Here is a 19700-nt window from a genome sequence, read left to right as displayed (position 1 = left end):
TGCAGAATTATAGGTTAAATCATGAACGATAATTTAAAGTTACTTTTTTTATTTTTTATTACTATTGTTTTCTTTTATTATTATGCAAAAGCTTTCTTTTATAATTATGTAAAAGTTTTCTTTTATAATTATATAAAAGTTTTCTTTAATAATTATATAAAAGTTTTCTTTAATAAACTTTTTTCTATTATAGTGAATTTAAAATCTAATTTGGTTATACCTAAGTCATATAATAAGAAATTAAAAATTGCCACAAAAGAAATAGAAAGATTTATATTAATAATTAAGGGTATGGATAGTAAAGAAATTGGTTCTGTATTAGCATTAACTTTTGATTTAAAAAATAAAATGCTAAAAGATGGTATTAATTTGTTAGATCCAATTATAACATTAAGCGCTTATCCAAATTTATTAATCCTTCTCGAAGATAAAGCGATAAAATTACAGAAAGAAAACAATACTGTTTTTGCAAGTGGGATTCTTATTTGGGTTCATACTTATAGAGGAGTATTATTTCCAGAACTTAGATATAAATCAAAAGAAATGTGGGCAGAACTTGAAAGAGGTTTTTATTATACAAAAATACATTCCCTTGATTTTTTAGATATTCAACTAGATTTAACAGATCCTAGTATCCCCATAGGATTTGATAAAAATAAATAAGCAATGAAAAAGTCTCTTTTTAATACCCTCATTAAAATTATCTTTATTATCAATTGGTTAACGAGAACGGAAAATAATCAAACGGTATATTTTTTAAACTTTAGCTATTATTTGTTTTCATTTAATATATCACACTTACATACATCAAAACGTGTTCCTTGTATATATTAAAGGATAACCGTTTTTGAAAGATCCAAAAGTTTATTTATAGATAAAATTCCAGACTATTTTTTTATTATAACTTCTACCAATTTAGTTAATAGTTATTACATGCGAGATCATGCTGAATAAAGCAAAGACGCAATTGCAAGATCAATATTGAATAGTTCGTCAAAATCAAACACCAAAAAATAAGATTTGATGTAGTCAACAAAATTGGTCGGTGCACTGAAAAATTATAAAAGTGTGTGCCATTAAAAAATCGTTTTGAATATACGTAACTATTTGATAAATATTAAATTACATTTAAAATGCGTCTTGAAACAAAGTGCCTAAAAAAACAACAAAAAGCCGGTAGAATTTTACATGCTCCTATTTTATTTAATAAACAATAGGTTATAATTAGAGTGTTCCCTGTATACACAGGGATAAACCGGCCGATCTGGATGGTTACGCGGGCAATTTATAGTGTTCCCTGTATACACAGGGATAAACCTCCTTCGTGCCGGTTTAGGTATGATGGATGGTGGTGTTCCCTGTATACACAGGGATAAACCGGCTAACGAAAAAATAGCAATTTTGCAGGATATGTGTTCCCTGTATACACAGGGATAAACCGACAACCGCCACAGCCGATGCTATGGGTTTCACGTGTTCCCTGTATACACAGGGATAAACCGAAAACTATAAAGCAGCGAATATCGAAATTATTGTGTTCCCTGTATACACAGGGATAAACCGTCGAAATTCAAATTGATCATCATATAGAACTGGTGTTCCCTGTATACACAGGGATAAACCGTTATTACGGCACGAGGGGATAGCATGACTCCGGTGTTTCCTGTATACACAGGGATAAACCGGCTTAACTAACTATGAAAAATAATAGTATCAAGTGTTCCCTGTATACACAGGGATAAACCGCTGGCATTTCGTCCAGCTCTATATGCATCCCAGTGTTCCCTGTATACACAGGGATAAACCGTTTGCGTAGAACTTGAAGAAAAATATGGTTTAGTGTTCTCTGTATACACAGGGATAAACCGAAATGGACAGGGCTCTAAAAAACGCCAGCATCGTGTTCCCTGTATACACAGGGATAAACCGCATATAACGAAATTATTAATGCAGTGATAAATCCAAAATTACATTTATTTATACTAGAAATCGATAAGTCGACACTAAGAAATATTCATATTCCAACAAAAGAGCTTATTAGCTGGATCAATTAAAAAACTAGACAACATACTTATATGACAATTCCACAAATGGCCAAGCATCTAAGAATTAGTCAACAGTTTGCTTATGATCTGGTTAATTATGAACTTATGCCATATACCATAATTGAAGGAAATAATACTCGTTGGATCACTTAAGATAATATCAACATATTCAATAAAAAATTATATTATTTTATCTAAATTTGCTAAAGAAGAAGGAATTTCATCAAAAAAATTGATGAAAAAGCTAGATACAATTGATGCTGGCTATAGGAAATTAGAATGCCAATTAACACAAGTAGTGTATAAAAAATTACTCCTCAGACATTTTACATTAACAAAATAAAATATCAGCAGAGCTCTTAATTTTCATATTTGCTTAAAGCTAATTTTTCATGACAATGGGGACATCTAGGCTGCCTTCTTAATTGCATATTTGAAATCTTATTCCCATGATATGCTGAATTATATCTAGTTTGATAATTCATCTCTACAATACCAGTATTCAACCACTCTAAAATCATATCTATTCCTAAAGAAGCCGCATTCATTCCAGCAGAAACAGCATAAGGTGTATATGCTGCACAAGGACCTTCCACTACAATTTTTTGAAAATCTATATCTTTTAAAGGAGAAAGATCAGGATCATTTTTATTAAACCCAGAGAGATGTAAGCAATTAATACACCCACCTAAATTCTCTCTAACTTTTGGATCTACCCATAAGCCTTGCACGCATTCACCATTACCATAAATCCACAAATGTAACACATGAGGACGCTGAAATAATGGTATTTTTAATACCTGTTCATTAATATATTCTGCTACTTCTAATGATCCTGTTGCATCAATAATTAAATTCAAATTATTATGTTTATTAATTTCATTATCTGTTAGTAAATCAATACTAGAATTGATTGAAATAATATTTGGAAAATTTTTACCATATTGCTCTTCTATATATTCTTTCATTGCCACAGTTTTCGGAAAAGATAAAAAGCGATATCCTAATATGTGGCGGCCTAAATTATCAGGGCTTAAAGTATCTTTATCAACAAGTAATAATTTATGGTCGCGATTTATCTTTTCAGAGATCCCTGCACCAATTTTTACTATTCCATCGGCAAGATATCCCCCAATAGCACCAACACCGACTTGCATTATTCTCTTATTTTTTAGGGTTTTGGATTGAATATTTTTTATATTTCTATTTATGACTGAATTCATATCTAAAGAATCTACTACGCTGCATAATACTGAAATATTTAATGATTTATGCATTAAATTATTATTTACTATTTTATTAAAATATTTATTTTTCCAGGCAAAACTAATTGCATATGTATGATCCCTATAAGTAAAGCATAGACTCAGAAAATCATTGTCTAATATATTATGACCTATATTTTTTTTTAAGACATCCAAAAATAGGTTATATCCTTGAATTGACCATTCCTTAAGGAAAGAGAGTACATTGGATAAGGAAACAAAGAATAAATCTGAAAAAAAGTTATATAATAGAGGAATTTTTCTTCCATCCGTAATTTTTATAAAAATAACTTTTGTTTTAAATACGCGATGTTTATAAGATTCATTGTTCTTTGATAATAAGAAAAAATTAGTGTTATACGTTTGGGTAATATCATCAGGGACTTTAGTAGCAATGAATAAATTAGAAAAATTATCTTCCGTTTTTAAAGCATATTGATAGGATGAAGCACTATATGAGGCAATAGATCTCCATATATTATAAAACTCTTTACTTACCTCTTTTCTAAATGATTTGTTATTTATAAGTATATTAAGTACTTTTAGGCATTGATCTTCAATATACTTAATCATCGTATAAAATTGATGTCGAGGTAATTCAATTCTGTCATGTAGTGCATAGCAAAATCCACACATGAAATCCTCATTATTCCATTCTTTTTTTCCTTCTAAACTAAAATGTGGCAAAGGAAATTTAATATGCTGAATTTTATCACTTAATTTCTTAAAATCCTTCATAGGAATATATATTGATGGTAGTGTTAGGTAATTCCAATTTTTAAATTCTAAAAATAATTGAATACTGATACCACATAGGTTTATTTTTTTTTGCCAGATCTTATCTTCTAAATTAATTTGATCATTGGTAAATAGCTTATAACCAATCTCATCAAGCAAAATATAGATATCTGTAATATTTGTAGTCATATTTACTTTACCCTAGATAACGAATAATATTGGCCACCAAAGATTAATTGTAACCAATCATCTTCATAATCTTTAGATGATGCAATCCAAAATAATTTATGGCTACTACTGAATTCAGTGTTTGCAACTAATACTGACCATCCAAGATAATCAGCGTTAGATGGCTTTGGGTATAACTCAGGATGAGTGTGCCACTCGCCGATATAACGTAGATAACCTCCAGATATATTATGCAAATTATTTAAGAACAATTGATGTCCATCTACTGTTCTTAAAAATTGATAACGAGACCTTATATCACTAGCACAAGGTACAGATATATCCTTTACCCACAAAGATTTATTTCTGACTTCACCAATAATTATTCCACAGCCTTCTGGAAGATTATTAGATACAGATTGTCTATAATTATTAATAATATCCATGACCGAGCGATCAATTCGAATAAAATAGTCTAATTTTAGGTTCATCCATTCGTAATACAAATTAACCTCCCGTTACAGGAAGAAGAATATTAGGTTTATCCACTCTTTTCGGTGATTCTGAAAAATAACTATCTGTTCCTGAATCTATTGTAATTAACGATATATCAGTTGGAATTCTATTACCAAAAGAGAATCTTAAAAAACTAATTGCATTATTTGGATCACTAACACTAATAGATGTTTTTAAGTGATTATATAAGTTTTGAGCTTTTTCTGCACATTCGGCTCTTTTGTCTAACGGAATTCTATTAAAATCTTCATTTTCATGTTCTGGTATCGATGGTTCTATTACTGCATTTTTTAATGCTTGAGGTAGGAATTTTATAACATTTAATAAAGCTATATCATCTCGGTTTTCTTTGTAAGAATAATATCGATTAGCTATAACCATTAATAAAATAGAGCTAGGACCACCCTCAAGAAATATATAGTCTCTCCAAGCTTTTAAATAACGTGCAATATATCTCAATTGCCGTCCTTTATCCTCTTGTTTAGAAAGAAAATCTGAATACCATTTACGAATAATTTCACAATCACTTTCTTTCCATCCTCCGGATCTTATAGCCATATGAATTTTTGTTATCTTGTCTAATTTTATTAGTCTATCTTCATATGAAAAACATTCTAAACCACAATAATAAACGCTATTTATACTCATTTTTTGATCCGCAGCTAAACTCGCTTCCGAAATCATTTGATTCTTTTCTTCTAGATCGTTAAACATATCATCAGGAACTATATACAAAGGAATATCCATATGAGATTGATGTTGTAATTTTAATCTTACACACGTCTCTTTAGACGAATCGATTTGCCATCGTTCTTCTTTTGCTAAATCTATCAATAAAACCTCAACTGCTTTAAAATATTTTTTAGCAAGTGAGTCAGATCTCTCATTATTAAATAAACTAGAAGGTAAATAAACACCATAATCAATATCCATTTCTTGTTGTGGATTTGCGGGTTGATTACAAGTTCCATAAGCCCAAGATCCTTGAATTCGAAATTTTGGAGATACTAAAAAATCAGTATATTCAGAAATAAACGAACTTAATCCTTGCTTAATTTTTCGTCTAACTTTTACTCTACATTCATTTAAGTAGTTTCTTTGAACTTCAGTTGGTTTTATTTTATTAACAAATCCACTGGGTCTTGAACGAAATACATTGTGTAAATTATTTGACATATTTTCCTCATCCTTAATTAACATTATTTTAACGATTGAATCTAATTGGAGAAGTTGCAGGTAAATCAAAAAAAACTCTAATCTCTTCAATACCTAGGGCTTTTTTCGCTGATTGCATTCCATTTGACTCTAATACTTGTTGAGCATGAGTATCTGTTGCATCCAATGCAACATAATTCGCAGATGCATTTACTAGTTTTTCATCTATTTGGAAAAAATGATCTGGATAATCCGACATTCTGTGTGTAACTAATTGCAACATAAACTGTTGCTGAGCACTGAATGTTAAATCAATAATATTGTTAGCTGCATTAAGAATGTTACCTTCCCCCCAATCAGAGAATCCCCCAAGTTTATTCGTAGATGGATTCATGTTTTTTTGATCAGACAATGTACCGATTGACAGCATATATATATCTTCTATCTTCTTTTTAAAAAAGAATTCAGCTTCATGTAACCCAATAAGTGCTGGGTTATTAGCAAATAAACCACCATCAACATACTCATTTTTATCAATAGAATGCCTTTTAAAAAAAGTTGGAGCGGCAGATGTACACAATGCTACATCTTTGATTTTTAATTTCCAATCTCGAACAAAGTTAGGATGATGAGGTGTTTTGAAAGTAACTGGTCTACCCTGACTATAATCTATTGCAGGTATAACAACATTATTTTTCAAATCAACAATTGTATTATCCCCGAACCATTCCTTCAGGACCTTTGTCAAACCATCTTGAGTATATTTAGCCTTTACTATCTTCCAAAAACTCCTTTTTTGTTTACAAAAAATAGTTGCTCCTTTTTCCTTAAAAAGTTTTACTACATCTTTCATTTTTATACGATATGCAACTGCTAAGGCTAATATCCCTCCAATCGAAGTACCTGTAACTAAATCAAAATATTCTCCAATATAAATATAGCGATCTTTACTATCAGATTGATCGTTTAAATATTCCTCAATATCCGCAAGTACCTTAGCGGTATAAAGCCCACGATATCCTCCACCAGACAATGCTAAAATACGAAATCTTTCTTTATTTTCTTTTTTTTTCATAAAATTCCCTTGCAAAATGTTATTTTTATATCTTTTATTAATTAAAAATAGTATTAAGGTTTATATTGTAGTAAAGTAGCGAGATAATTTTAGTTAACTACATTATATTTATTAGCGTATATAAAAATGGCTAAACGGCAATTTATCCATTAATTGTAATTACCTTTATACTATTTTCTTAATATATCAAAAAATTACTTTTCTTTTCTAACCCCTTTAAATGGGTTAGAGTTAGATGTTTTAACATCCATAATTTTTCCGGTATCAGTGTTTCTTTTTATCCAATGCCCTGATGGGTGCTGGAATTGACTCCGCCCCTTCACGGCCCCTATTCGGTGACCATCACCATATGGTTTATTTGTTGCCATATCATTTTCCTTGCAATACGTGACAAAATTATCACACTATTATGCTATCAACTGGCTAAAAACAAGTCAAGATCATTTTGATCTTGTTTTTGGAGTCATAAAGATCTTTACAATAAATAAAACACAATATATAGTATGCATTAAATTAATATTGGCGCTAAAAAATAAAATGAATAATATTGAATTATTGTCGGATAACATAAGAGATAGATTACGATACATTGAATTTTCTTTGTTATATAAAGGTGAAATATCTAGATCTGATATTATGTCTAAGTTTAACGTTAAAGAAGCCACTGCCACTCGTGACATAAAATCGTATAGCGACTTAAGTAATAATAAAAATTGTTTTTTTGATAGTAAAACAAAAAAAAATAGGATTAAAGAAACATTTCAACAACTCTATAACTTAACCGATGAGGAAGCTTTATTCTGGTTAAAGCAAGAAACATATCCAAACCAAAGTAGCTTTATTACTTATCGATTTAAACGATTAAGTTTACCTGAACAAAAAGCACTAGCTCCAATAACAACTGCAATAATGAATAAACTGGTGGTACAAATAAAATATTTATCATTAAATCAAGGTAGAGAAACAATAAGAAAAATAATCCCACATTCTATTATGGATGACGGATTAAGAACTTATATAAGGGCTTATGATAGAGTGCGAGAAAATTTTATAACTTTTTCAACCTCTAGAATTATAGAGTCAGAATGTTTACCAGAATATCAAATTGAACCAATAGAAACTCAAGATAAAGATACTGAATGGAATGAATTCATTGATTTAATAATTATTCCTCATCCAAAACTACTTCATAAGAATATAATTGAATATGAATATAAAATGATTAGAGGAGAGTTAAAATGTACTGTAAGGAAAGCCGTTGCCGGATATTTTTTATTTGCATGGAGTGTTGATTGCTCTACAGGTGATATATATTTAGATCATCAAACTCACCATTTATATTTAAAAAATATTGAACAATTGAAAAATATAGAAAGTATAAAAAAATTAGCACCTAAAAAAACTTTTTTATAAAAAAATTAGATTTATTTTTTTATAAATTATCGGATTTATTCTAATTAATATTATAAATTACTGGATTTTTTTGTAAATATAAAAATCCGGTCATAATTGAAATACCTTGATATATCAGAAAAATTTATTTTATTAATTACCGGATCCGACATCGCTATATATATACTGAAAAAAACCGAATCGGCAGATAATACCGCCAAACTAGATTTAGTGTTCTAATACAATAAAACAGCTTCAACACTAACACCATTAACATAAGAAAACTATTCCCCGTTTACACAAGAATATGCAATACTAACGCTGTGATGACAAACCCTTTCGTATCTGTATTTCTATTGATTTTATTTCATTTTTTAAATAATTGGAGTTTATTATGAAACTACGTAAAGTCATGATTATTGGAGTAGGGAATGTGGGTTCCACGACGGGTTATACCTTGGTTAATCGTGGTATTTGTGAAGAAATTGTACTGGTTGATGTAAATAAAGATCGGGCTTATGGTCATGCTCAGGATTTATTAGATGCGGCTGCTTATCGGCAAAACATGATTAAAGTCAGTTTACGTGATGCCAATGATTGTGCTGATATTGATATTGCGATTATTACGGTTACTTCGGGATTAGCGCAAAAAAGCCGAGCGGAGGAGCTAGCTGGTACGTCAAAAATTGTTGCAACGATTGTGCCAGATATGATGAAAAATGGTTTTAAAGGGATTTTTTTAGTGGCGACTAACCCTTGTGATGCGATTACTTACCAAGTTTGGCAATTATCAGGTTTACCTCGTCATCGGATAATTGGTACTGGGGTTTGGCTTGATACAGTAAGATTACGTCGTTTATTGGGGGAACAAATGGATATTGGTCCACAAAGTATCGATGCGTTTATTGTTGGCGAGCATGGCGATTCACAATTTCCCGTTTGGTCGCATTCATCGGTTTATGGCATTAACCTTAATCATCTCGAAAAAAATAGAATCGATTTTAATGATATTGGCAGCAAAGCGAAGAATAAAGGTTTTGAAATAGCTAAATTTAAGCATTGTACCGAATATGGTATCGCCAGTACGATTACTGAAATTTGTCAGCATATTTTTACTAACAGCCATCGTGCGTTAGCATTAAGTTGTATTTTACATGGGGAGTATGGTTATCAAGATGTGGCAATAGGTGTACCTGCGATTTTAGATCAGCATGGTATCAAAAAAATTATTGAGTTAGATTTTTCAGATAATGAAAAGCAGTTATTTAAAAATAGTGTCGAGATTATTAAGGGTTATATTGCACATATTAAATAAGCGTGTTTGGTCGGATAGTTGTTTTATACTCAGTCAACGGATATATCACCCAGAACGCTAGTATTAGTTAGCGTTCTGCTACAAAGGTTTGGCAACTTATTATTTCATTCTGTATATTTTTAAGATCTTTAAGGTTGATCGGCAGGAAACACCACACCTGTTTGCTTTCTGATTTCAGTCAAGATTGTTGATGATAGTTTCGAATAGGTTAAACCGTTATGATCTACGTTGCGTTGTCGATATAGCTTAGCGAATTCTTCTGCTTCGTCATACATATCATTATTGTGTTGTGTAAGGGTGATTTCTTTTTTTTCACCGATTCTTGGTTGATAAATAACGCGCTCACAAGTGGCAAGATTTTCAATAATAAGTGATCCATTTTCGCCTTGAATTTCACTAGGAAGGTAAGAGTTACTGACTTTTGAATGCCAAATGATGACATCAAAATCGTCATAATTAAGTAAAACACTGCCATGCGCATCGACACCAGACGCAAGTTTTGTCGCACTAGCATTTATTTTATTGGGATATCCCCATAATCCTAGTCCAAAATTGAGTGGGTAAACTCCAATATCCATTATAGAACCATTTGAAAAGGTGGGATTAAACGTGTTGGGATTATTGCCATTCAAATAACTTTCGTAACGGCTGGAATATTGACAGTAGTTGAGTAGTGCTTTGCGAATTCTTCCTAACTTTGGAAGATAATCCCGAATTAATTGATAATTGGGCAAATAAACGGTTTTAAGTGCCTCAAAAATAAGTTTTTTATGTTGTTTGGCAATATTAATTAATGTTTGGGTTTCCATCAAATTCGAGGTTAATGGTTTTTCACATATTACATCTTTATTATTTTCCAACATCAATTTGGCTTGTTCAAAATGGAGTGAGTTTGGGCTGGCAATGTAAACAACGTCGACATTGGCATATTGAGCAAGCTCGGTGAGCTTATCAAATACCGTATTAACTTGGTATTTTTTTGCCAGTTCATTGGCTTTGTTGATATCACGGGAATAGATAGCGGTTAATTGATATTGTTTAGTTTGTAATGCCGCATCAATGAATTTTTCAGTGATCCAATTGGTGCCTATCGTTGCTAATTTAATCATGGTTAATCTATCTATTTTTTTAAAAGCTTAAACTATTTGATTAAGATTTAGGACTATCCACTTTAATCAATGCCCGTAAAAGTGAATAGTCTTCCTTTATTTAATTCGAATTGGTTAAAAAGAGTTTTAACGATGGATTTTCGGTTTCGTTATGGAAACCATAACCTAATTCGGTTAAGTGTTTACCAAAATCATGGCTATTGGTTTGGTCAATTTCAAATGCAGCAAGAACACGACCATAATCAGTCCCATGGCTTCGGTAATGGAACATTGAGATATTCCAGTTGGTACCAAGTGTTTGTAAGAATTTGAGTAATGCCCCTTGCGATTCTGGGAATTCAAAGCTGTAAACTTGTTCTTGAATTGGCTGACAAGGCTTGCCACCAATCATATAGCGAACATGCAGTTTAGCCATTTCATCATCAGTCAGGTCAACCACGGGATAACCCGCTGAAGTGAGTTGTTGCATGATGTCATCTTTTTCACTATTTTTAGTGATTTTAACACCTACAAATATGCATGCCGATTCTTCATCATGATAGCGGTAATTGAATTCGGTGACTGAACGCCCCCCCAAGATCTGACAAAATTTTAGGAAACTGCCTTTTTTCTCCGGAATCGTCACGGCGATTAAGACTTCTCGTTTTTCACCCAATTCACAGCGTTCTGACACATAACGTAAATTATGGAAGTTTAAATTAGCTCCCGATAAGATATGAGCAAGGTTTTCACCTTGAATATTGTGTTTTTCAACGTATTTTTTCAGTCCCGCCAGTGCGACCGCACCCGATGGTTCAGCAATGGCACGAACATCATCAAATAAATCTTTGACAGCCGCACAAATTTCATCGCTATCAACAGTAATAATATCATCAATATATTGTTGGCAAAGTCTGAATGTTTCATCGCCGATTCGTTTAACGGCAACCCCTTCAGCAAATAAACCTACTCGATTTAAATCAACTGGGTGACCAGCATCTAAGGCTGCTTTTAAACAGGCTGCATCTTCAGGTTCAACTGCAATGACTTTAATCGATGGCATAATTTGTTTAATTAGGACTGCAACACCTGCTGCAAGTCCACCACCGCCAACGGGGACAAATATGCGATCGAGTTTGGCATTTTGTTGCAACAGTTCCATGGCAATACTGCCTTGTCCGGCAATCACCAGTGGGTGATCAAAAGGGGGAATAAAAATGCGTCGTTGTTCTTTGGCTAATTCTAAGGCTTTGGCTTTGGCTTCGTCAAAATTCGCACCATAAAGTAAAACTTCACCACCGAATCCTTTTACGGCTTCTACTTTGATGTCCGCTGTCGTTAACGGCATAACAATAAGCGATTTTATACCTAATTTGCTAGCTGAAAATGCCACGCCTTGTGCGTGGTTTCCAGCTGAAGCAGCAATAACGCCACATTGTCGCTCTTCTGGGGAAAGACTGGCGATCATCGCTTGTGCACCTCGAATTTTAAAACTGTGCACTAGCTGACGATCTTCACGTTTGACAAATATCTGATTGTTTAGTCTGGCAGATAGTTTATCCATTTTTTCCAGCGGTGTGACTTGCGCCACATCATATACGGCACTGCAAAGCGTTGCTTTTAAATAATCAGCACCAGTCAGTATTGTTTGTTGTTTCACTTTTAGCCACCTAGTTTACTTTTATCGCGGACTGCACCTTTATCAGCACTGGTCGCTAAACTTGCGTAAGCTTTTAGGGCAAACGACACATAGCGGTCACGATTATGAGGGGTAAATGCTTTGTCGCCACGAGTAAGCTCTGCCACCCGACGACGTTCTAGTTCATCTTCAGGCACATCTAAAACTAATTTTCGATTAGGAATGTCAATATCAATAATATCGCCATCACGTACCAAACCAATTACGCCACCGTTAGCCGCTTCTGGTGAAATATGTCCAATGGATAAGCCTGATGATCCGCCTGAAAATCTACCGTCAGTAATAAGTGCACAAGCTTTACCAAGTCCCATTGATTTTAAATAGCTGGTAGGGTAGAGCATTTCTTGCATTCCCGGCCCACCTTTTGGGCCTTCATAGATGATCACAACGACATCACCTTCAACTATTTTTCCACCTAAAATGGCATCAACTGCATCTTCTTGGCTTTCAAATACTTTTGCAGGCCCTCTAAACACAAGGTTTTCAGCGGCAACACTGGCTGTTTTTACGATAGCGCCATCTTGGGCAACATTACCATAGAGTGTGGCAAGTCCGCCGTCTTGGCTATAAGCATGCGCTTTGTCACGAATACAACCATTTTCCCGATCGTCATCCAGTGTGTCCCAATAACAATCTTGTGAAAATGCTTTCGTTGTACGAATGCCAGCCGGCCCACTGCGATACATTTTTTTTACTTCTTCATCTTGGGTTTGCGTAATGTCATATTGTGCAAAGGTTTCTTGTAATGACAGTCCAAGCACATTGTGAACATTGCGATTTAGTAGTCCTGCTTTGTCAAGTTCTGACATGATGGATACCACACCGCCCGCCCTGTGTACATCTTCCATGTGGTATTTTGCTGTACTTGGCGCAACTTTACACAGATGCGGTACTTGACGAGATAGTCGATCGATATCTGACATCGTAAAATCAATTTCGCCTTCTTGCGCTGTAGCAAGCAAGTGTAAAACGGTATTGGTCGAGCCTCCCATCGCAATATCGAGTGACATGGCATTTTCATAGGCTGCTTTGGTGGCGATGGCTCTTGGTAGATAAGATTCATCATCATGTTCGTAATAACGTTTGGTAATTTCAACTATGCGTTTGGCCGCTTTTAAAAAGAGTTGTTCACGTTGCTTGTGAGTGGCAATGAGTGATCCATTACCGGGTAATGAAAGCCCTAAAGCTTCGGTTAAGCAGTTCATTGAATTCGCTGTAAACATGCCTGAACATGAGCCACACGTCGGACAGGCTGATTCTTCAATCGCTTTACTGTCGGCGTCACTGACATTGGGGTTGGCGCTTTGAATCATGGCATCAACAAGATCAAGTTTGATGATTTGATCTGAAAGCTTGGTTTTCCCAGCTTCCATAGGGCCACCAGAGACAAAAACCGTTGGGATATTTAAACGGAGTGATGCCATTAACATACCGGGGGTGATTTTGTCACAGTTGGAGATGCAGATCATCGCATCAGCACAGTGCGCATTGACCATGTATTCTACAGAATCGGCAATAAGTTCACGTGAAGGTAACGAATAAAGCATACCACCATGCCCCATTGCAATACCGTCATCTACTGCAATGGTATTAAACTCTTTAGCAATACCACCTGATGCTTCAATCTGTTTAGCCACTAGTTGTCCTATGTCTTTAAGGTGGACATGTCCCGGTACAAACTGAGTAAATGAGTTTACGACGGCGATAATAGGTTTACCAAAATCTTCATTTTTTACGCCAGTAGCACGCCATAAAGCGCGCGCTCCTGCCATGTTTCTGCCTTCAACGGAGGTAGCTGATCGATATCTAGGCATTTGTTGCTCCCAAGTTCTTATTATACTTGCGACCGATTTAATCGGTTTATCATTTTGATGAGTCCATCATGTTTTGATGTGCATCACATTACAAAAAGTATTTATCCGCCGTATTAGTTAGCGGATTTTTTGAGATATTATTTAATAATATCTAACCAACCATATTTATCTTCTGTTTTACCGTTAAATAACCCGAAGAATGTTTGTTGGATCTGTTTAGTGATTGGGCCACAACGTCCAATACCTACTTGAATGCGGTCAACGCTTCGTACAGGTGTAATTTCGGCAGCGGTACCGGTCATAAAGACTTCGTCAGCTAAATAGAGTGATTCGCGCGATAAAATTTGTTCACGGACTTCGATACCCAAATCACGAGCAAGCGTTAATACGGCATCACGAGTAATACCAGGAAGTGCAGAGCAAGATAATACAGGGGTGAATAGTACACCGTCTTTAATGATAAATAGATTTTCACCCGCACCTTCTGAAAGATGACCATGTACATCTAAGGCAATCCCTTCTTGGAAACCATTAGCACGAGCTTCTGAGCCAATTAATAATGATGATAAGTAGTTGCCCCCAGCTTTTGCTGCTGCCGGAATGGTATTGGATGCGACACGATTCCATGAAGAAACCATCGCATCAATTCCTTGATCTAATGCATCTTCACCTAAATAGGCACCCCAAGGGAAAGCGGCAATCATGACATCAGTTTGATAACCAGCAGGGGGATTAACGCCCATACCGACATCACCAATAAAGACAAGAGGACGAATATAGGCACTTTCTAAGTTATTTTTCTTGATAGTTTGACGCGTTGCTTCCATGATTTCTTCAATCGTGTAAGGAACAGGAAAACGGTATATTTTGGCTGAATTTAGCAATCGTTGTGCATGTTCTTTATGACGGAAAATAGCAGGGCCTTGATGAGTTTTATAACAACGAACTCCTTCAAAAACTGAAGTACCATAATGTAGAGCATGAGACATGACATGAATTTTAGCATCTGCCCATGGAACCATTTCACCATTGAACCAAATATAATCCGATTTTGCTGTAGAACTCATTTTTATTTCCTCTTAAATTTTACTTTTGTTTAGCATAGATATAGCTCGGTGCTTTCAACAATAAACGGTCAAGCATTATACTACACTATCGATTTTGTTTAACTGCTAAAGTGTATACTTTTATAAATTTAACTTATTATTTCATCATGATTTATTATTGAAAATAACTATATTTCAATCGATATCACGTCTACCAATTTGTCGATCTGATTAAGTAGTGCTGAAATAGGGCGCTTTGTTGTTAATGCTAAAGATAATGATAGAATCTGATCATCTTTAGTCTGCATTTGCATCTGTTTAATGTGACCACCACGGTGGCGTATAACCCGTAAGATACGCTCAAGTGTTCCTAATTTATCATAAACGGTGATAGTAAATTGATGCTGATCTTTATTACTCATCCTTTACTCCTTACTGTTGTTATCTAACATATTTTCATTGGCAGCACCAGGTGGAACAAGAGGCCACACGTTTTCAAGCTCATCGATACACACATGTAATAAATAGGCACCTGTTGAATTTAATAGCGTATCGATGGCGCGTTGAATTTCTGATTTTTGGGTAATTTTTTGTCCGTCGATATCGAAGGCTTTAGCCAGCATTAAAAAATCAGGATTGTCAGATAAATTGGTTTCGCTGTATCTTTGATTGAAAAAGAGTTCTTGCCATTGTCTAACCATGCCTAAACGTTGATTATCAATTAATACAATCTTAATCGGTAATTTTTTGCGTTTAATTGTGGTCAGCTCTTGAACATTCATCATAAAAGAGCCATCGCCAGAAATGCAAATCACACAATCATTTGGTCTTGCTAGTTGTGCTCCAATGGCTGCTGGTAAACCAAACCCCATTGTGCCAAGTCCACTAGAAGTAATAAAGTTTTGTGGGTGGTTAAATTGCATGTGCTGAGCTGTCCACATTTGATGTTGACCAACATCGGTAGTGACAATTGTGGTAGCTGTTTTTTGTTCTGAAAGGCTTTTTAGTAACGCTGGGGCATAGATAGGTTCACCCGGATGATCATAACGAGTTGGATACGCTTTTCGTAATTGGTCTATTCTTTTGTGCCATTCTTCTATCGATACGGTTTGGTGAATTAAAGGTAAGACTTGTTTGATATCGCCTTGTAACCCTAAATGCGTTTGCTTTAATTTATTAATTTCAGCCTGATCGATATCAATATGAATGACTTTAGCATGGCGAGCAAATTCATTCAGGTTTCCGGTAACACGGTCATCAAATCGTACCCCTAACGCAATTAATAGATCACACTCTTGCACGGCTAAGTTCGCTGCTTTAGATCCATGCATGCCAATTAATCCTAAATAATAGGGATTATTGATATCAGCAGCCCCTAATCCTTTTAAGGTTGAAACGCTCGGAATTTGAGTCATTTCCATAAATTGTCTTAATTCTGATATCGCGCCAGAAAGCCCAACTCCACCACCAATATAAAGCATGGGTTTTTTAGCATCTTGAATCATCGCTTTAGTTAATTTTATATCATCAGAAGAGATAACAAAGGATTTTGATTTGTTGAGATAACTTTGAGAAGTGTGGTTGGTTAAATATTGTTGGTAATCTAAGTCGGCAAGCTGGATATCTTTCGGAACGTCAATCAATATTGGTCCCGGTCTGCCTGAGTTGGCTAAGGTAAATGCCTCCTCGAATATATTGGGTAAGTCATGCGCATCATCAATTAAATAACTGTGTTTAGTACACGCCAATGACAAACCTAATACATCAACTTCTTGAAAGGCATCGGTACCGATTAAGTTATTAGGTACTTGCCCCGTTATTGCAACGATTGGAACTGAATCAATCAACGCATCTGCAAGTCCTGTGATAATATTGGTTGCTCCCGGCCCCGATGTGGCAATACATACCCCTGTTTTGCCTGTCGCCCTTGCGTAACCTATAGCAGCCATTGCTGCACCTTGTTCATGACGACATAACACGTGTTCAATACCGCCATCATAAAGGGCATCATACAGAGGCATAATTTGTCCACCAGGATACCCAAATACGGTGGTAACGCCTTTTTCTTTTAAGGTTTTTACTATCCACTGTGTTCCTAACATTTATTCCTCGCTCTTTTTTTCAGGTATTTGCATTGCTCATAAAAAAACCCCCGCTTTTTGGGGCGGGGGTTTTGGGTTAACTATGAAGCTTTTTTAACTCAAAGAACGCCCCCGCGCTGGAATAATGACCACGCTGACAAGAATGTTGATGAGGACGATAATAAGTGAAAAATTCATACGTTTTATTTAAATTTTTTTGCTTCTTTGAGTAAGTATTCTTAACAAAATACTCGTTTTAGAAAAAAATTCAACTGTTTTTTTGGGTTTTTTTAGAGTCTTGCTTTTGCGATTGCAAGAAGTTTTAAAATAATAAAGATTGATGTCTAAAAAGATTTGATTATGACACGAGTTTTTAATTGGCATTTTTCAAAGATTAGTGTATAAATGTTAATCATTAATCGTTTTTATCTGCTTATTTATCCTGTTTAATATCAAAAATACACGTTTAAAATAAAAAAAGGCGAAATATGTATGAACATATTAAAGATAATAGTGTTAATAAGTTTTGGTTTTGTGTTACTTAATTGTGATAATGCTAAGCCCGCGTCAAATCATTCCGCTGCTGACAGTTCAACTAAACCCAATAATGATTTGCTCACTTCGCAAAATTTAGAAATTAATGCAGTAAAAAACGAGTTACCGATTGAAATTGATGAATTGACAACGCTATTTGATGTTTTTGCTGACAATAATATTATCCATTATAAATATCGCGTAAAAAACACACCAAAACAGGCACTATTATTAACGTCGACGCTTGATACTTTACAAAGTAATTTACTTGATGATTATTGCCAAAATGTGCCACAAATGAAAGAACTGAAAAATGTGTTTCCAAATGGCGCCCACTATCATTACTTCATCAATAATGAAGAGATCATTATTGTTGAACTTAATCCGGATGATTGTCAGACAGATAAATGATCGTTTATTGATAATTTATCCTTTTAATCAAACAATCATAGATCATTAAGTTTTGCAGTATTGGGATTAATTTGTTGTGTGCTGGCTTAATAGAAGTTTATTTGTTAAACTGAGATCGTTTATCAAATTTTATGAATTTTCTTCTTGTTGATTGATAAATTGTTTTCTCGCCCCGTTACTTATGGACAGCCACAGTTAAAATTATATTTGATTCAGTTCGTCACAGATTAATGATTTTTAAAAAAATATTTAAGTTTTTATCTCTATTCATCTTATTTATCAATATTGTTAATTGATTCGTTTCTACTTTTTTCAAGTTATACGGTTTTGTCATTGTTAATTGATTTTGTTTAAGTTATTTATCGTTTATGAACATGTATGTGTTTAACTTAGGAGAAAATTATGAGTAAACAAACCTGTAATCCAACGACCAAATATTATCATGAAAAATTTCCAAAACAAAAACAGAAAGCACCCGGTTTGCAATGTGAGATGAATCCGATTCCTGACTGTGGTGAAAAAAGCTATAAAGGTCATCAACGTTTAGAAGGTCTTAAAATGTTGGTCACAGGTGGCGATTCGGGTATTGGTCGTGCAGCGGCAATCGCGTATGCCAAAGAAGGGGCAGATGTAGCGATCAATTATCATCCTGATGAGCAAAAAGATGCTGAAGATGTGGCAAAAGTTATTGAAGCTGCCGGACGTAAAGCCGTATTGATACCCGGCGATTTAAGTGATGAAGCGTTTTGTAAAAAAATGGTCGATGAAGCTCATCATAAACTTGGTGGGTTAGATAATCTAACATTGGTTGCAGGTAAACAAACTGCGGTTGCTGATATTATGGATCTGACTACAGAGCATATTCGCAAAACGTTCGAAATTAATGTCTTTTCGCTATTTTGGGTAACTAAAGCGGCATTAGGTTATTTAAAACCAGGATCGACAATTATTACTACTTCATCTGTTCAAGCCTTCCAACCAGGCCCAACATTATTAGATTATGCTTCAACTAAATCGGCAATTATCGCTTTTACAAAAGCATTAGCTAAGCAATTAGCAAGTAAAGGTATTCGTGCTAATAGTGTTGCACCCGGTCCGGTTTGGACGCCGTTACAAGTTTGTGGCGGACAACTCAGCGATGCAATTCCTGAATTTGGTAAAGAAACACCACTTAAAAGAGCAGGGCAACCGGTTGAACTTGCAGGGGTTTATGTACATTTAGCTTCAGAAGAGTCAAGTTATACCACTGCAGAAACTTATGGTGTAACGGGTGGTGAGCATACCAACTAATCTCATGTTTATATCGTGATAAAAGAGCTGCTCAGGCTCTTTTATTACAAAAAATTTTTAAGCTAGAC

At 34.5% G+C, this 19700-nt stretch carries 16 protein-coding genes and 1 CRISPR repeat array; of the genes, 5 read left to right on the top strand and 11 right to left on the bottom strand.

Features of this window, described 5'->3' with window-relative positions; genetic code table 11:
• Positions 1-21 precede the first annotated feature (21 nt).
• On the top strand, positions 22-663 hold the full coding sequence (locus tag ACGH47_RS00335; protein WP_411590715.1) for a hypothetical protein: 642 nt from the start codon (positions 22-24) through the stop codon (positions 661-663).
• A 566-nt stretch (positions 664-1229) separates the two neighbouring features.
• Positions 1230-1928: direct repeats of the CRISPR family, unit length 28 nt; unit sequence GTGTTCCCTGTATACACAGGGATAAACC.
• Between the two features lie 476 nt (positions 1929-2404).
• Here ACGH47_RS00335 and ACGH47_RS00330 read toward each other — a convergent pair.
• From ACGH47_RS00330 to ACGH47_RS00310, 5 genes are all read right to left on the bottom strand, one after another.
• The gene (locus ACGH47_RS00330) at positions 2405-4237 is read right to left on the bottom strand and encodes a ThiF family adenylyltransferase (protein WP_411622332.1); all 1833 of its coding nucleotides are present in this window, start codon (positions 4235-4237) and stop codon (positions 2405-2407) included.
• Between the two features lie 2 nt (positions 4238-4239).
• Positions 4240-4707, bottom strand: coding sequence for a Mov34/MPN/PAD-1 family protein (locus tag ACGH47_RS00325; protein ID WP_411622331.1), 468 nt, complete (start codon positions 4705-4707; stop codon positions 4240-4242).
• Positions 4708-4723: 16 nt separating this feature from the next.
• Positions 4724-5908 (bottom strand): CBASS cGAMP synthase, encoded by a 1185-nt coding sequence (locus tag ACGH47_RS00320; RefSeq protein ID WP_411622329.1) that lies wholly within the window; start codon positions 5906-5908, stop codon positions 4724-4726.
• A 28-nt stretch (positions 5909-5936) separates the two neighbouring features.
• Complete coding sequence (locus ACGH47_RS00315; protein ID WP_411622327.1) at positions 5937-6962, bottom strand: CBASS cGAMP-activated phospholipase; 1026 nt, start codon at positions 6960-6962, stop codon at positions 5937-5939.
• A gap of 194 nt (positions 6963-7156) precedes the next feature.
• Entirely contained in the window at positions 7157-7330 is a 174-nt protein-coding gene (locus ACGH47_RS00310) for a hypothetical protein (protein ID WP_411603612.1), read from the bottom strand.
• Between the two features lie 169 nt (positions 7331-7499).
• On the opposite strand from ACGH47_RS00310, the gene ACGH47_RS00305 reads away from it, so the two are divergent.
• Together ACGH47_RS00305 and ACGH47_RS00300 are read left to right on the top strand one after the other, a co-directional pair.
• Positions 7500-8375, top strand: a complete 876-nt coding sequence (locus ACGH47_RS00305) for a WYL domain-containing protein (RefSeq protein ID WP_411622326.1) — start codon at positions 7500-7502, stop codon at positions 8373-8375.
• Between the two features lie 373 nt (positions 8376-8748).
• Complete coding sequence (locus ACGH47_RS00300; protein ID WP_411622324.1) at positions 8749-9669, top strand: L-lactate dehydrogenase; 921 nt, start codon at positions 8749-8751, stop codon at positions 9667-9669.
• A gap of 128 nt (positions 9670-9797) precedes the next feature.
• Here ACGH47_RS00300 and ACGH47_RS00295 read toward each other — a convergent pair whose 3' ends face one another.
• The 6 genes from ACGH47_RS00295 to ilvG all read right to left on the bottom strand — a co-directional run bounded on the left by ACGH47_RS00295 (position 9798) and on the right by ilvG (position 17418).
• The gene (locus ACGH47_RS00295; RefSeq protein WP_411622322.1) at positions 9798-10778 is read right to left on the bottom strand and encodes a Gfo/Idh/MocA family protein; all 981 of its coding nucleotides are present in this window, start codon (positions 10776-10778) and stop codon (positions 9798-9800) included.
• Between the two features lie 100 nt (positions 10779-10878).
• Complete coding sequence (gene ilvA / locus ACGH47_RS00290; RefSeq protein ID WP_220215394.1) at positions 10879-12417, bottom strand: threonine ammonia-lyase, biosynthetic; 1539 nt, start codon at positions 12415-12417, stop codon at positions 10879-10881.
• A 2-nt stretch (positions 12418-12419) separates the two neighbouring features.
• A complete protein-coding gene (gene ilvD / locus ACGH47_RS00285; protein WP_220215393.1) occupies positions 12420-14270 on the bottom strand; it encodes a dihydroxy-acid dehydratase in 1851 nt (616 codons plus the stop codon).
• A gap of 137 nt (positions 14271-14407) precedes the next feature.
• A complete protein-coding gene (locus tag ACGH47_RS00280) occupies positions 14408-15337 on the bottom strand; it encodes a branched-chain amino acid transaminase (protein WP_267351037.1) in 930 nt (309 codons plus the stop codon).
• A gap of 167 nt (positions 15338-15504) precedes the next feature.
• Complete coding sequence (gene ilvM / locus ACGH47_RS00275) at positions 15505-15738, bottom strand: acetolactate synthase 2 small subunit (protein ID WP_411622321.1); 234 nt, start codon at positions 15736-15738, stop codon at positions 15505-15507.
• Positions 15739-15741: 3 nt separating this feature from the next.
• Entirely contained in the window at positions 15742-17418 is a 1677-nt protein-coding gene (gene ilvG, locus ACGH47_RS00270) for an acetolactate synthase 2 catalytic subunit (RefSeq protein WP_411622319.1), read from the bottom strand.
• A 471-nt stretch (positions 17419-17889) separates the two neighbouring features.
• Between ilvG and ACGH47_RS00265 the strand changes: the two genes are divergently transcribed.
• Together ACGH47_RS00265 and ACGH47_RS00260 are read left to right on the top strand one after the other, a co-directional pair.
• Positions 17890-18342, top strand: a complete 453-nt coding sequence (locus tag ACGH47_RS00265) for a hypothetical protein (protein WP_411622317.1) — start codon at positions 17890-17892, stop codon at positions 18340-18342.
• A 402-nt stretch (positions 18343-18744) separates the two neighbouring features.
• Complete coding sequence (locus ACGH47_RS00260; RefSeq protein WP_411622316.1) at positions 18745-19632, top strand: SDR family oxidoreductase; 888 nt, start codon at positions 18745-18747, stop codon at positions 19630-19632.
• Positions 19633-19700 lie beyond the last annotated feature (68 nt).

The organism is Gilliamella sp. CG16 (assembly GCF_046635785.1).
Lineage (GTDB): Bacteria > Pseudomonadota > Gammaproteobacteria > Enterobacterales > Orbaceae > Gilliamella > Gilliamella apicola_I.
This window is presented reverse-complemented; position numbering and strand designations above follow the sequence as displayed.